We start from the raw sequence: 13,561 nt of genomic DNA, 5'->3' as shown, positions 1-13,561 counted from the left end.
GCATGACCACCACCACGCGTGCCGCCGTGGTCGAGGCCGGGGGAGCGCCCTTCACCCTCGCGGACGTCGAACTCGACACCCCGGCGCCCGGCGAGGCCCTCGTCCGCATGGTCGCCGCCGGGCTGTGCCACACCGATCTCGGCGTGGCGAGCGGCGGCCTGCCGTTCCCGCTGCCCGGTGTCCTCGGCCACGAGGGAGCCGGTGTCGTCGAGGCCGTAGGCCCAGGCGTGAGCGACGTCGGGCCCGGCGACCACGTGCTGCTGTCCTTCACCTCCTGCGGGGGCTGCCGCAACTGCCGCGAGGGGCACCCGGCGTACTGTGCCACCTGGCTCCCGCTGAACCTCGTCGGCGGCCGGCGCGCCGACGGCACCAGCACCGTCAGCCGCGCCGGCATCCCGCTCGGCGGGCACTTCTTCGGCCAGTCCTCCTTCGCCGAACGCGCGTTGGCGGACCGGCGCAGCCTGGTGAAGGTCGACCCCGACGTGCCGCTCACCTCCGTCGCCCCGCTGGGCTGCGGTGTGCAGACCGGGGTCGGCGCCGTGTGGAACGTGCTCACTCCCCGCGCGGGCAGCACACTCGTCGTGCTCGGCGCCGGGGCCGTGGGGCTGTCCGCGGTGATGGCCGCCGCCCTCACCCCCGCGACCCGGATCATCGCCGTCGACCGTTTCACCGAACGCCTCAAGCTCGCCGAGGAGTTGGGCGCCACCCACACCGTCAACACGGCCGATGGCGACCTCGGCGACGCACTCGCCCTCCTGACCGACGGGCAGGGGGCCGACGGTGTCGTCGAGACCACGGGCAACGTCGCCGTACTGCGCCAGGGAGCCGACGCGCTCGCGGCCCGCGGCACCCTGGTCGTCGTCGGCGCTCCGCCCTTCGGCACCGAAGTCGCCCTGGACGTCAACGGGTTGCTGCCGGGCAAGCGGATCGTGGGCCTCACTCTGGGGGACAGCGAGACCCAGACCCTCATCCCCGCCCTCGTCCGGCTGGTCAAGGAGGGGCGGCTCCCGCTGCACCGTCTCATCAGTACCTATCCGTTCACGGACATCGACGAGGCGGTGCGGGACATGAGCGCGGGCAGGACGATCAAGCCCGTCCTCACCTTCTGAACACCCGCGCACGCCGAGGGCGAGACGCCACGCCGACCGGGGGCCCGAAGAGGACTCAGGAGGTCGGGTGGACCACCATCGCCGCGCCGCCGCCACGTCGCTTCGGCTCGGCCACCGCCGTGACCTTCCCGCGGGCTCCGAACTCCAGCGCGGCGACCGCGCCGATCTCGGGTGACGGGGTGAAGGCCGGCGGGGCGAGCACGAACTGTTCACCGAGGGCTTCCAGGGCGGAGCGCTCGGGTGAGTCGAGGAAGGCGGGTTCGGCCTCGGTCGTGGTGCGGTTGCGCTGCGAGATGCGCGGTGCGGCGACCGCCTCCGGCAGGCTCATGCCGAGGTCGAGGCGGTTGACGAGGGTCTGGAGGACGGTGGTGATGATGGTGGCGCCGCCGGGCGAGCCCACGGCGATCACGGGCCTGCCGTCGCGCGTCACGATCGTCGGCGACATGCTGCTGCGCGGCCGCTTGCCCGGGCCCGGCAGGTTCGGGTCCGGCACGCCCGCCTGGAGGGGCGTGAAGTCGAAGTCCGTCAGCTCGTTGTTGAGCAGGAAACCGCGGCCGGGAACGGTGATGGCCGAACCGCCGGTCTGCTCGATCGTCAGCGTGTAGGAGACGACGTTGCCCCAGCGGTCGGACGCCACCAGGTGGGTGGTCGACGGCCCCTCGTACGGCTCCTGGCTGCCCCTGCCCGGTGCGGTGCAGCCCGTCGGGTTGCGCGGGTCGCCCGGGGCGATAGGGCTGGTCAGCGACGTGGTGGGGCGGATCAGACAGGCGCGGTCCTTGGCGAACTCCTTGGCCAGCAGCTCCCTTGCCGGGACGTCGGAGAACGCCGGGTCGCCCACCCAGCGGTTGCGGTCCGCGAACGCGATCCGGCTGGCCTCCAGGTAGTCGTGCAGCGCCTGCACCGTGTCGGCCGGTGACAGGTGGAGGTTCTCCAGGATGTTCAGCGCCTCGCCGACCGTGGTGCCGCCGGAAGAGGACGGTGCCATGGAGTACACGTCCAGGCCGTGGTAGGTCGTGTGGGTCGGCTCCCGCAGGATCGCCCGGTAGGCGGCGAGGTCCGAGCGTTCCATCAGTCCGGGGCGCACGGTGCGCGTGGATCCCTGGGCCACCGGCGGGTGCTGGACGGTGCGCACCACGTCGCGCCCGATGGCGCCGTGGTACATCGCGGCCACGCCGGCCCGGGCCAGCTCCCGGTAGGTGCGGGCCAGGTCCGGGTTGCGGAAGAGGGTGCCGACGACGGGCAGTTGGCCGTTCGGCAGGAACAGCTGGGCGGTCGGGGTGAAGTCGCGGAACCGGGCCTCGTTCATCTCGGTCTGGGCCCGGAACTGGTCGTTGACCACGAAGCCGTCGTCCGCGATCCGGGTCGCCGGGCGCAGCGCCTGGGCCAGGGAGAGGGTGCCCCATGCGTCGAGGGCCCGCTGCCAGGTCGCCGGGGTGCCCGGGATGCCCACGGACAGGCCGGAGTTGACGGCCTCGTCGAAGGGGATCGCTTTGCCGGTGGCAGGGTCGGTGAACGAGTCGGACCGCATGCGGGCGGGGCCGGTCTCCCGGCCGTCGATGGTGTGGATCGCACCGGTGCGGGCGTCGTGGTAGACGAAGTAGCCGCCGCCTCCGACACCTGCCGAGTAGGGCTCGACGACACCGAGTGCGGCGGCGGTGGCGACGGCCGCGTCGACGGCGTTGCCGCCACGCCGCAGCACGTCGATACCGACCTGCGTGGCATACGCGTTGACGCTGGAGACGGCACCTCCGCTGCCGACGGCGACGGCCTGCTTCGCGGGTGACCGAAGACCGGGCGACGGCTCCCGCCGCGCGGTGGAGGGCGAGGCGGCGGCGGTGCGGGGGAGCAGGGGGAGGGTGAACAGAGCCGCTGACGCGGCGGTCACCAGGGTACGACGGGTCGTCACGGGTCCTCCGGATTCGCCCCTCCTGAGAGGGGGTCGACGACGGGGAGGTGGGGGGTGCGCGAAACCCTGGCAAACAGCTGCGGGCCGGGCAACCGTGTCGATCAAGGTTTGCGGTAGATCTGAGGTTTCCCGGGGTAAGGGCCGCGGCACGGGTCAACTGGTGACGGGCAGTCGGGCTCGCGCCGGACGGCTGGACCGCCGCGACGCCCGTGCGGTCCCGGTGTGGCGACGCGTCGGGGCCGGCCGGGCCGAACGGTTCAGGACGAGGCCTGGGCCAGTGCCGCCAGCGTTTCGAAGTCCCAGGTCAGCGCGCCCGAGCGGAGGTCGGCCGTGATCGCGTCGAGCCAGTCGAGCTCCGCGGTCAGGACGGCCCGGCGGTACTCGTCCTCCAGCATCGTCACCCGCGGCAGCGACAGTCCGCGCGCGCCCTCGGCCGCGGATTCCAACTCGGCCAGATGCGCCCGTACTTGGGCGGCACGCGCGGACAGGTCGGCCTCGACCTCCTGGGGCAGCAGCATCATGGTGAAAGAGAGCGCGGCGGGGAACTCCGGGTACTCCGACCGCGATGCGACCAGCATCTCCCGCAGCCACTCCCGCGTCGCGGCGCGACCCGCGTCGGTCACCTCGTAGACCGTGCGCTCCGGGTACTGCTGGTCCCGACTGGTCTCGCGCACGGCGATCAGCCCCGCGTCGAGCAGCCGGTCGATGGTCCGGTACAGGTTCGCCCGCTGGCTGACGTTGACGACCTGGTCCTTCCCCCACTGCTTGATCAGCCGCTGGATGCCGTACGGGTGCAGCGGTCGCATGTGCAGGAGCGAGAGAACGGTGAGACCGAGAGGGGAGCTGCGCATGCCCGGAGCCTACCCGAGCCGATCTCAGATGAACTAGTTGACATGATACTAGTTTCATTGCAACTATCAACGCATGACGACAGCGACCCCGCTCGCGTCCGCCGAGCGCATCCACGCGGACCACGCCACCGTGAAGCACCTCGGACACTGGACCGAGGCCACCGAGTTCGACGTACGCGCCCGCCGCGCCACCGTCGTCCTGGACCTCCGCTCCCCGCGGATCGGCTGGGACGAGCCGGTCACCGTGCGGCTGGACCTCACCTCCGCCGCCCTCACCCTGCTGCTGCCCGATGCCGTCGCCGTGGACAGCTGGGGCCTCGCCTTCGCGGGCCGCGGCCGGGTCAAGGACGCGGAAGCCGGCGCCGGTCCGGCCCGGCTGCTGCTGACCGGAGCGGTCGGCGACGGCGAGATCCGTATCCGTCGCGGCGGCACCGCCCAGCTCACTGCCATGTGCTCCCGGGCCTACCTGAACGACCTACGCCGCGCCCACCGCGACGGCGGCCTCCCCACCGTCGACGACCCCACCCGCGAGAGGACCCGCTGACATGTCCCGCACCCGCACCGCGATCGTCGTGGGCGGCGGCATCGCCGGCCCGGTCGCAGCCCTCGCGCTGCGCCGGGCCGGGATCGAGGCCACCGTGCACGAGTCCCACACCGGCACCGCCGACGGCGTCGGCGGTGCCCTGGGAGTCGCCCCCAACGGCCGGGCCGCCCTCGGGCTGGTCGGACTCGACCGGATAGGCGCCCCGATGAACGCCATCGTGCTCCAGAACCACAAGGGCCGGGTGATCACCGAGATCCGTCAGCCCATGCAGTTCAGCTGGCGTGCCGACCTGTACCGGCGGCTCTACGACCTCGCCCGGGAACACGACGTCCAGATCCACCACGGACACCGACTGGTCGACGTACGCGAGAGCGGCACCGGCATCCGGGCCGTCTTCGCCGACGGCACCACCAGCGAGGAGGCCGACATCCTGATCGGTGCGGACGGCCTGCGCTCCACCGTGCGGGGGCTGATCGACCCGGCGGCTCCCCGGCCGCGCTACTCGGGACTCCTCGGCTTCGGCGCCCGCGTCGAGGGCGCCGGACTGCCATCCACCGGCGAGCGCATGTACATGGCCTTCGGCCGACGGGCCTTCTTCGGTTACCAGACCTTCGCCGACGGCACCGGCGTCTGGTTCGCCAACCTGCCCCACCCCTACCTGACCTGGCAGGAGACCGGACAGACCTCGAACGAGGAGTGGCTGCGCCGGCTGGGCGGGGCCTTCGCCCACGACACCGTCCCCGCGCTGGACCTGCTGCGGCGCACCCGGCCCGAGGACCTGATCACCTCCGGTCCCATGGAGGATCTCCCGCACGTCCCGCAGTGGCACCGCGGCCGCATGGTGCTCGTGGGCGACTCCGCCCACGCCACCTCGCCCAGCTCCGGCCAGGGCGTCTCCCTCGCCGCGGAGAGTGCCGTCGAACTCGCCCGCGCGCTGCGGGACCTGCCCCACCCCGAGGCCTTCGCCGCCTACGAGCGCTGCCGCCGTGCCCGGGTCGAGCGCGTCATCGCCCAGGCCGCCCGCACCAACAGCGGCAAGGCGGCCGGACCCGTGGGCCGGGTGTTGCGGGACGCGCTCCTGCCCCTGTTCGCCCGCCTCGCCACTCCCGAGAGGACCGCCTGGCAGTACGACCACCGGATCCGCTGGGACGACCCCGTCGCCGCGTGAGGACACGTCCGGTGAGCGCAGTGCCCTCGGCAGGCTCAGGGGTGGATTTTCTTCTCCTCGGCCAGCATGGCGACGAACTTCGCGATGCGGGCGGCCCTGGTCTCCGGCTTCCTGGCGGCCTCGACCCGGTGCAGGATCGCGTACCGGTTGTGGCTGTCCAGAGTGGCGAAGAAGGCGCGGGCCGCCGGCACCGCGTCCAGGGCGGCCCGGAGGTCGTCGGGCACCGTCGCCCTGCTCTGCGCCGCGTACGCCGCCTCCCAGCGGCCGTCCGCCCTGGCCCGCTCCACCTCACGCAGACCGGCGGGCCGCATCCGGCCCCGCTCGATCAGAGCGGTCGCCTTGGCACGGTTGATCTGCGACCACCTACTGCCCTGGCGCCGCGGGGTGAAGCGCTGGAGCCAGTGCCGTTCGTCCAGCTTCCTCTTCTGCCCGTCGATCCAGCCGAAGCAGAGCGCCGACTCCAGCGCCGTCGCGTAGTCGACGCCGTCGGCCCCGGAGCCGTTCCTGGGAACCTTGAACCAGATGCCCGACACGTCCGCGTGGTGCTCCTCCAGCCACCGCTCCCACTCCTCCTGCGTGGCGAAGAAGAGGACCGGATCCGCCGCTTTGCGTGATCCCTCAGCCATGTCCGCCATGAAAGGCCACGGCCGGGACCGGGTCAACCACCCGGCACCCTGAGGACCGCGGCCACGGTGGCGGCCACCAGGCCGGTGCCGAAGAGGACGGCCACGACGTACCGGGGGTGTGACCGAGATACGCGACAAAGGGGCAACGGGATGATCTTCAGGTCCTTGATGTCGTCGGGTGAGGCGAGGGGGTTTGCCGGCAGCCGGGTGTTCTCCTCGAAGATCTCCTCAGCGCGGCGGCAGGAGAGCCGGGCACGGCCGGTCTCCGGGCACACGTCGAGCGTCAGCGCGACGCCGAGGTGCCACAGGGCGGCGATCTGGTTCTCCGCGAGGGCCTTGGTGCGGTCGGGCGGTGCCGGCCGCCGCTCGATGCCGATCGTCGGGTCGCCGTCGATCCAGCCCTGGCGCTGCCACCAGCCGATCGCCTTGCGTGCGATGGACAGTTCCCGGTCGACGGTGTCAGCGTCCATCTCGTCCGCCCGCGCCGCCGCCAGTTCGGCCAGCACCTCCGGCAGTGCCGGGCCGTCGATCGCGGCGACGGGGAAGACGGGGGGCTTCGCGCCCCCGCGGGCGGGTCCGGCGGCGCCGGTTCGCCGGCGAGCATCCCCCCATGTCGTGAGCGAGATCCGGTACATCCGCGGAGGACTTCGCGAGCCCGCGCCGGTGAGGTACCGCTCGACCGCCGCGGTGTACGACGACGGCGGGACGGACAGAGGTACGACCCGAGCGCGCGGCAACCGAGGCGCGCCCCCGCTCCCGAGCTCGGTCACCGGTTCGATCGTCACGTCGCCCCGCCTTCCTGGAACTGCCGCGGTAAATGCGTACTCCTCGCCCCGGCGGCCGGATTGGCCCGCCGCAGGTCGCGGTGATCGCGGTAGGGGCTCTGCCGCAGTAAATCCGGCATTTGCTGCGGCAGTTGCGAACGCGTTTCCGCGATTGAGCATCCGCCCGAATGCGGTTCTGCTGTGCGGACTTGAGGGGAGGGGACTGTCAGTGCCCGGGGCCGGCATGCTTGCCTGGGTCATGCCCCAGATCCTCCGTCACGGGCAGGCACTCGGCGAGCAGGTCGACGACGTCGCGCCAGGCTCGCTGCGCGTGCCGTGGGTGATAGCCGACGCCGGGGACCATGGGGTGGCCGACCGGCGGGTGGTGGAAGGCGTGCAAGGCGCCGCCGTAGACCGCGAGGCGCCAGTCGACGCCCGCAGCCTGCATCTCAGCGGTGAACGCGTTCCGTCGCGCGGGCGGCATGATCGGGTCTTCCGACCCGACCCCGGCCCACACCGGGCAGCGAATGCGCGCCGCCTCGCCCGGTCGGCCCGTGGTCAGTGCGTTGACTGTCCCGATCGCACGCAGGCTGACGCCGCCGCGCCCGAGTTCCAGCCCGACGGCGCCCCCGGTGCCGTAGCCGACGGCGGCGATCCGGTCGGGGTCGGTCCGCGGTTCGGTGCGCAACACGTCGAGCGCCGCATGGCCGATGCCCCGCATCCGGTCGGGATCAGCGAGCAGCGGCAGGCAACGGGCCAGCATCTCCTCGGGGTCGCCCAAATAGCGCCCGCCGTGAAGGTCGAAGGCCAGCGCTACATATCCCAGTTCGGCGAGAGCATCGGCCCGGCGGCGCTCGACGTCGCTGAGCCCCATGCCCTCTGGTCCGAGCAGCACCGCGGGCCGGCGGTCGACACCGGCCGGGAGCGCGAGGTGCCCGATCATCGTCAAACCGTCGGCCGGATACTCGACCGTGCGCGTCGTCATCGTCGTCACGAGACTGGACTGTAATGATCGTCGAGCCCGGTCCAGCTGGTGTTCTGCCGCTCGCAGAACAGCGCGGGTATCCCTCTGCAGCTCGTGCGCGGCGATCAGCCGCTTGAACCGCGGATACGCGGTCCGTTCGATCGATGTCACAACCCACCCCAGGCCCCATACGACGCCCAACGTCACCACCAACGACACTGAGCCGTATGGGTGACGGCCGGCGGGCACTCAGGGCTTCAAGATCATCCCGTTGCCCCTTTGGCGCGCGTCTCGGTCACACCCCTACCGGGAGCGGTCGGGCGGGGGCGAGGGGCGGACGGGGCTCAACTCGCCCCAGTGGCGGGCGGTTTCGCGCGACTCGGTCCGCCGTGCCACCGCCGCACCGAGCCACAGGCCGGCCGTGAGCAGCATGCCCGTGGCGGCCGCGGCGCAGGGGATCCACCACGCCTCGGCCAGGAGCAGCAGGACGGCGATCACGCCGCCGGTGCTCCAGCCGCTGACGCAGGCCGCGGCCGCCCTGCGCCGGGAGACGGGCCGGTCGGCTCCCGCACGCAGGTCGGCGAGGGCCGGCAGGTACCAGACGCAGCCGGAGGCGGTCACGGTCGTGGCGCCCAGGGCGAGAACGGCCTGCGGCATGGTCTACCTCGCCGACCCGTCGAGTTCGAGTGCGGCGATCTCCGGGTGATGCAGGTCGAAGGCCGGGGACTTGGAGCGGATACGGGGGAGTGAGACGAAGTTGTGCCGCGGGGGAGGGCAGGAGGTGGCCCACTCCAGCGAACGCCCGTAGCCCCAGGGGTCGTCGACTTCCACCGGCTTGCCGTACTTCGCTGCCTTCCAGATGTTGTAGAAGAACGGCAGGATCGACAGACCGAGCAGGAACGACCCGATCGTGGAGACGGTGTTGAGGGCGGTGAAGCCGTCGGCGGCCAGGTAGTCGGCGTAACGGCGGGGCATGCCCGCGGCGCCCAGCCAGTGCTGGACCAGGAAGGTGGTGTGGAAGCCGACCGTGAGCGTCCAGAAGGTGATCTTGCCGAGGCGCTCGGCGCGGGCTTCTCGTCCTCGACGGCGGGCTCGATGTCGAGGACGTGTGCGCACATCCACTGCTGTACGGCGCTCAGCCTGTCGAAGCCGAGCCGCTGCGCGCGCACCCATCGCCCGAGGTCTTCGCCCTGCAGCAGGACCAGGCCGGGAGCGGTCGGCAGTTCGCCGCCGGCTTCGAGATGCCGGCGGGTGAGATGGAAGCAGCGTTGCCATTCCACCGGCCAGGCGGGGCACCAGGAGGGGTCGATGTCATCGAGCTGCTCGCGACGTGACATCGACAGCGCGCCGGCCGTCGATGTCAATCGGGCTCCGTCGGCGCCGAGTTGCACGTCCTGCCGTGCCCTGCGTGCGGCGGCCCACTGGTTCTTCAGCCAGATGCCGACCTTGCAGCCCTGGTGGGTGGCGTCCCGCGGAGCCAGGAGGTGCCCGTTGTCGGCGGCCCACCCCCGGGCCGCTGCCAGGCCTTCCTCCCACGCGGTGTCGAAGTGCGCCGGTCGCCGCGGAGCCGATGGGCGGTGCATGACATAAAGGCGGCGCCGGGCCGGCTACGGCGTGGGCGGCTTGAGCAGGGCCAGCAGGGCGCCCTGCGGGTCGCGGACCACGCTCATCCGGCCGGCGGTCGTGTCGAAGGGCGCGGTGCGGACGGTGCCGTCGCGCTTGACCAGGGCGTCCACGGTGGAGTCGACGTCGTCGACGGCGAAGTAGGTCAGCCAGTGTGCCGGGGTGTCCGGCGGGTCGTCGGCGAGCAGGGTGACGCCGCCGATGGTCCGCCCGCCGGCCTGGAGGGCCCAGCGCGAGTTGGTCCCCGGCGTCCGTTCGACGCCGGTGCCGAACACCTCTTGGTAGAAGCGCGTGGCAGCGTGGACGTCGTCGGTGTGCAGCTCGTTCCAGACGAGCGCGCCGGACTCGTCGACCACCTGTGCGCCCGAGAACTCGCCGGGCTGCCAGACCCCGAACACCGCGCCCTGCGGGTCACGGGCGAGCAGCATCCGGCCGAGCGCGCCGCCGTCCATCACCGGGATGAGCAGGGTGCCACCGGCGGCGGTGATCGCGTCCTGGGTGGCCTCAGCGTCGGCGGTGGCCAAGTAGCTGATCCACATGGCGCGTTGAGCCGAGGTCCCCTCAGTGGCCGAGGCCGGGGGAGGGGTGGGGGCGATGCCGGCCACGGCCTTGCCGCCCAGCTCGCAGACCGCGTATCCGCCGGACTCGGCCAGCCCCGCCTGTCCCTGCCAGCCGAACAGGTCGCAGTAGAAGTCCAGCGCCGCCAACTGATCCTTCGGCATCAGATCGACCCAGCACGGGGCGCCGGTCGGGTAGGCAATGGTGACTTCGGGCATGTGCCACTCCCCACTCTCTCTGCTGGGGTGCCTGGTCGGCACCCGTACGTCGGACCGCGACCCGCCGCCTGAGACACCGCCCGCGACCGGAGGTCCGCTGCTGATGTCCGGCCGTGGAACAGTCGCGCGAAATGACTTCCCGTCCGACGGCAGGGCTACGTCGCCCGTTCGCGGCAACGATGCGCGCGGGCGTTGACGCGCCGGTCCGTCGCACGATGCGGACCTTCTCCCAAGCCCGATCTCGCGCGTCCCGCATCCTTGCAAGGCAACGTATCTTTGCGTGACACGTATCTTTGCGTGGCGCGCATCTCTGGCTATCGTCGTTCCATGGGGTTGCGAGAGCGGAAGAAGGCCGAGACGCGCGCCGCGCTCAGTGGGGCTGCGCTGCGGCTGACCGTCGAGCGTGGGCTCGACAACGTCAAGGTCGAGGACATCGCCGAGGCCGCCGGGGTCTCGCCTCGCACGTTCAACAACTACTTCTCCGGCAAGGGTGAGGCGATCGTCGCCCGCCACCTCGACCGCTGCCTGCGCGTGGCGGACGTGCTGCGCGAAAGTCCGGAGGAACCGCTGTGGGACGCCCTCACCCGCGCGGTGCTGGCACAGTTCGCGCCCGACAGGGCTGCCGCCGAGCACCCCGCCGCCGACGCCGTGCAGTGGACGGCGGGCGTGCGCATGATGCTCGCGGAACCGGCACTGCGAGGCGAGATGCTGCGCGCCGGGGCCGTCGCCGAAGCCGAGATCGCCGCGGCCGTGGCCGACCGCACCGGCACCGACCCGAAGCGGGACCTGTACCCGCACCTCGTCGCGTCCGCGGTCATGGCCGCGACGAACACCGCCACGGCCCATCATCTCCGCACCGATCCGCCGGTCCCCGTCGGGCAGTTGCTCGCGGACGCCCTCGCACAGCTCACGGCGGGCCTGCCCACCCCCTGACAAGCCACTGCGGATGGAAAGCCCGGCAGGTGCTCGGGCCGATGTCCCCTGCCCGTAAAGGAACTTGTCCGTGATCGACGTCGTTGTCGCGGGCGCCGGGCCGAACGGTCTGATGCTCGCCTGCGAGCTGGCCCCGGCCGGCGCACTCCCCTGGTCCCGGAATGCCGCACCGAACCGTCCGGCGAGCACCGCGCGAACGGCCTCGTCGGCCATGTGGTCCTCCTGGACCTCACCGGCACCTTCGACGCGGGCCACTGGGCGCCGCACGTCGGCACGGCGACCCTCCCCCACCTCGAAACGGCCCTGCTGCTCCGCCCCGACTGCTGCGTCGCCTGGCAGGGCACCACGGGCGACGGCCTGCACGAAGCGCTGGAAACGTGGTGCGAACCGGTGCTCACGGAATCCACCCGCACCGCTCGGATAACATGATCGAACTCACGGCGAAGGTGACCTCTTCGCCGGCCGCTCGTCGGAAAGCCATGCCGCCCGGCGCGACGAGTGACCTATTGATCGACAACTCACACATCGGCCAGATAATTGATATCCAGAACATCGCGAGTGCTTTCGCGAATAGACAGCAGGACAAGGTTCGTTGATCGGCGCCGACCGCGGGGGATGCTGTGGGCCGTGGCGGGTGCGGTGGCCCTCGGGTTCCTCGTCTCGCTGGAGATCGCCGCGCGTCACTACGGCCTGCCGGGACCGATCACCAATCAGGTGGAAGAGGTGATATTCCCGCCGAAATCAGGGTTTCTGCTCTACGCCAGTCTGGCGTTGACGATGGTGGTGCTCACCTGGCGGCAGCGGTTCGTCGCGCTCGGTGTCGCGGTCGGTATCGACGTCGTGATCCTGGTGGTGCGCTGGGCGGCCGACGTCAGGATCACCGACGGCCATCCTTTCGGAAACGGGGCGTTGTGGGTGATTCTGGGCCATGCGGTCATCGCCGTCACACGCCGTACCGGACGCGAACGCGTCCTGCTGCTGAAGGGCGTCGGCCTGGGACTGCTGCTGGTGGCCGGCCGCAAGACCGGTGACGCCTGGCTCCTCGTCACCTCGAAGACCCGCCCGGCGGTGTTCGACCAGTACGCGGCGACCGCCGATCACGCGCTGGGCAACCCGTCGTGGGTGGCGGGCCGGATCGTCAGGGCCACCGGTCCGATCGGTGCTCACATTCTCGACTACGTCTACATCCAGCTCGCGGTGGCCGCGGTCGTCGTCGCGATGTACCAACTGCGGAATGTGGCCGCCGAGCGCCGATTCCCGCGCCATCATCTCGTGCGGACCTTTCTGGTCATCGGTCTCCTCGGGCCGGCCGTCTACATGCTCTTCCCGGTGGTCGGGCCGGTCTTCGCGTACGGCGCCGAGGGCGGGAACTGGGCGGTGGCCAACCTGTGGCCCGACACACCGCCGCCGATCAACGCCCCGCACCCCATACCGTTCGACGAGATCACCCCGCGCAACTGCATGCCCAGCCTGCACACGGCATGGGCCACCACGATTTTCCTGCATTCCCGCAAGGGCCCGCGAATTCTGCGATACGCGGGCACCTTCTGGCTCGTCGCCACGCTCGGCGCAACGCTGGGATTCGGCTACCACTACGGCGTGGATCTCGTCGCCGGCGCGGTGTTCGCGCTCACGGTCGAGGCGGCCCTGCGCGCGTTCGCACGCGGCTGGGACCGGACGGGGAGCCGGCTCGTCGCCTACGGGGCGACCGTCTTCGCCGTGCTCCTGGCGTCGTACCGCTATCTGCCCACGAAGATGGCCGAGCACCCGTGGCTGTTCGGACCGCTGCTCATCGCGGCGATGAGTTCCGTGATCGTCGGTTACCTGCGGACCACCAGACAGTGGGAGCCGACGACCGCCCCGGTGCGCACACCGGAACCGCAACCCGAACCGGTCTGACGCAGGTCGGCACCGCAGGTCGGCACCGCAGGGCGGTGCCGCTCCTTCCCTCAGCCACGGGGGCTTCAGCCGGTGCGTCAGTAGGTAGAGCAACGGGGCAGCGCCGACGATCGCGTTGGATGCAGACGTCCCCCCCACGGCGACCATGAGCGCGTCCGGGAATTCCCCTTCCGCTCCCGAGTGGTCACCGCGACAACGCCGCGAGGCTCAGCGGCGGACGGGCCGACTCGGGGTGGTCGAAGTCGGAATGCGCCCCGGCGACAGCCGTGTGTGGAGCGGGGGGACCGGAGCCGCGCCTGCTCCCGAGCGGCCGATGCCGGGGGAGCCCTCCGCGCGCAGATGCCAGAATCCGGTGTCAGGGCAACCCCTGGCGCGCGGCGCCGTACCCCGGATGGCAG

The 13,561-nt window shown here is 71.6% G+C and carries 13 protein-coding genes and 2 pseudogenes; 6 read left to right on the top strand and 9 right to left on the bottom strand.

Annotated elements, in window-relative coordinates:
- The first annotated feature begins 2 nt into the window (after positions 1 to 2).
- Positions 3 to 1,109 (top strand): NAD(P)-dependent alcohol dehydrogenase, encoded by a 1,107-nt coding sequence (locus ACZ4MF_RS19170; protein ID WP_467493150.1) that lies wholly within the window; start codon positions 3 to 5, stop codon positions 1,107 to 1,109.
- 55 nt (positions 1,110 to 1,164) lie between these two features.
- Here the strand turns inward: ACZ4MF_RS19170 and ggt are convergent, their stop codons facing one another.
- Positions 1,165 to 3,015, bottom strand: coding sequence for a gamma-glutamyltransferase (gene ggt, locus ACZ4MF_RS19165; protein WP_467493149.1), 1,851 nt, complete (start codon positions 3,013 to 3,015; stop codon positions 1,165 to 1,167).
- A 257-nt stretch (positions 3,016 to 3,272) separates the two neighbouring features.
- Complete coding sequence (locus ACZ4MF_RS19160; RefSeq protein ID WP_467493148.1) at positions 3,273 to 3,866, bottom strand: PadR family transcriptional regulator; 594 nt, start codon at positions 3,864 to 3,866, stop codon at positions 3,273 to 3,275.
- 73 nt (positions 3,867 to 3,939) lie between these two features.
- Here ACZ4MF_RS19160 and ACZ4MF_RS19155 point away from each other — a divergent pair, with 73 nt between their 5' ends.
- Both ACZ4MF_RS19155 and ACZ4MF_RS19150 read left to right on the top strand, forming a co-directional pair.
- Complete coding sequence (locus tag ACZ4MF_RS19155) at positions 3,940 to 4,410, top strand: hypothetical protein (protein ID WP_467493147.1); 471 nt, start codon at positions 3,940 to 3,942, stop codon at positions 4,408 to 4,410.
- Position 4,411: 1 nt separating this feature from the next.
- Positions 4,412 to 5,578, top strand: coding sequence for an FAD-dependent oxidoreductase (locus ACZ4MF_RS19150; protein ID WP_467493146.1), 1,167 nt, complete (start codon positions 4,412 to 4,414; stop codon positions 5,576 to 5,578).
- 35 nt (positions 5,579 to 5,613) lie between these two features.
- On the opposite strand, the gene ACZ4MF_RS19145 is transcribed toward ACZ4MF_RS19150, so the two are convergent.
- The 7 genes and pseudogenes from ACZ4MF_RS19145 to ACZ4MF_RS19115 form a co-directional block, all read right to left on the bottom strand.
- Positions 5,614 to 6,204, bottom strand: a complete 591-nt coding sequence (locus ACZ4MF_RS19145) for a YdeI/OmpD-associated family protein (RefSeq protein WP_467493145.1) — start codon at positions 6,202 to 6,204, stop codon at positions 5,614 to 5,616.
- Positions 6,205 to 6,236: 32 nt separating this feature from the next.
- On the bottom strand, positions 6,237 to 6,974 hold the full coding sequence (locus tag ACZ4MF_RS19140) for a hypothetical protein (protein ID WP_467493144.1): 738 nt from the start codon (positions 6,972 to 6,974) through the stop codon (positions 6,237 to 6,239).
- 220 nt (positions 6,975 to 7,194) lie between these two features.
- Positions 7,195 to 7,962, bottom strand: a complete 768-nt coding sequence (locus ACZ4MF_RS19135; protein ID WP_467493337.1) for a dienelactone hydrolase family protein — start codon at positions 7,960 to 7,962, stop codon at positions 7,195 to 7,197.
- 273 nt (positions 7,963 to 8,235) lie between these two features.
- On the bottom strand, positions 8,236 to 8,589 hold the full coding sequence (locus tag ACZ4MF_RS19130; RefSeq protein ID WP_467493143.1) for a hypothetical protein: 354 nt from the start codon (positions 8,587 to 8,589) through the stop codon (positions 8,236 to 8,238).
- A 3-nt stretch (positions 8,590 to 8,592) separates the two neighbouring features.
- Positions 8,593 to 8,994, bottom strand: a pseudogene (locus tag ACZ4MF_RS19125) (cbb3-type cytochrome c oxidase subunit I); the annotation flags it as partial.
- A 254-nt stretch (positions 8,995 to 9,248) separates the two neighbouring features.
- Positions 9,249 to 9,515, bottom strand: a pseudogene (locus ACZ4MF_RS19120) (helicase associated domain-containing protein); the annotation flags it as partial.
- A gap of 24 nt (positions 9,516 to 9,539) precedes the next feature.
- A complete protein-coding gene (locus ACZ4MF_RS19115; protein ID WP_467493142.1) occupies positions 9,540 to 10,331 on the bottom strand; it encodes a VOC family protein in 792 nt (263 codons plus the stop codon).
- Between the two features lie 327 nt (positions 10,332 to 10,658).
- Here ACZ4MF_RS19115 and ACZ4MF_RS19110 point away from each other — a divergent pair, with 327 nt between their 5' ends.
- The 3 genes from ACZ4MF_RS19110 to ACZ4MF_RS19100 all read left to right on the top strand — a co-directional run bounded on the left by ACZ4MF_RS19110 (position 10,659) and on the right by ACZ4MF_RS19100 (position 13,163).
- On the top strand, positions 10,659 to 11,264 hold the full coding sequence (locus ACZ4MF_RS19110; protein ID WP_467493141.1) for an acyl-CoA-like ligand-binding transcription factor: 606 nt from the start codon (positions 10,659 to 10,661) through the stop codon (positions 11,262 to 11,264).
- 48 nt (positions 11,265 to 11,312) lie between these two features.
- Complete coding sequence (locus ACZ4MF_RS19105; RefSeq protein ID WP_467493336.1) at positions 11,313 to 11,693, top strand: aromatic-ring hydroxylase C-terminal domain-containing protein; 381 nt, start codon at positions 11,313 to 11,315, stop codon at positions 11,691 to 11,693.
- Positions 11,694 to 11,879: 186 nt separating this feature from the next.
- Positions 11,880 to 13,163 (top strand): phosphatase PAP2 family protein, encoded by a 1,284-nt coding sequence (locus tag ACZ4MF_RS19100; protein WP_467493140.1) that lies wholly within the window; start codon positions 11,880 to 11,882, stop codon positions 13,161 to 13,163.
- Positions 13,164 to 13,561 lie beyond the last annotated feature (398 nt).

The sequence above is a fragment of the Streptomyces sp. NPDC025793 genome, from assembly GCF_055558375.1.
This window is presented reverse-complemented; position numbering and strand designations above follow the sequence as displayed.

Bases quoted from the DNA above. Each gene is read 5' to 3' on its own strand.
- ACZ4MF_RS19100 (WP_467493140.1), top strand. From the start codon at position 11,880: ATGCTGTGGGCCGTGGCGGGTGCGGTGGCCCTCGGGTTCCTCGTCTCG.
- ACZ4MF_RS19155 (WP_467493147.1), top strand. From the start codon at position 3,940: ATGACGACAGCGACCCCGCTCGCGTCCGCCGAGCGCATCCACGCGGAC.
- ACZ4MF_RS19160 (WP_467493148.1), bottom strand. From the start codon at position 3,866: ATGCGCAGCTCCCCTCTCGGTCTCACCGTTCTCTCGCTCCTGCACATG.
- ACZ4MF_RS19170 (WP_467493150.1), top strand. From the start codon at position 3: ATGACCACCACCACGCGTGCCGCCGTGGTCGAGGCCGGGGGAGCGCCC.
- ACZ4MF_RS19130 (WP_467493143.1), bottom strand. From the start codon at position 8,589: ATGCCGCAGGCCGTTCTCGCCCTGGGCGCCACGACCGTGACCGCCTCC.
- ACZ4MF_RS19110 (WP_467493141.1), top strand. From the start codon at position 10,659: ATGGGGTTGCGAGAGCGGAAGAAGGCCGAGACGCGCGCCGCGCTCAGT.
- ACZ4MF_RS19145 (WP_467493145.1), bottom strand. From the start codon at position 6,204: ATGGCTGAGGGATCACGCAAAGCGGCGGATCCGGTCCTCTTCTTCGCC.
- ACZ4MF_RS19115 (WP_467493142.1), bottom strand. From the start codon at position 10,331: ATGCCCGAAGTCACCATTGCCTACCCGACCGGCGCCCCGTGCTGGGTC.
- ACZ4MF_RS19150 (WP_467493146.1), top strand. From the start codon at position 4,412: ATGTCCCGCACCCGCACCGCGATCGTCGTGGGCGGCGGCATCGCCGGC.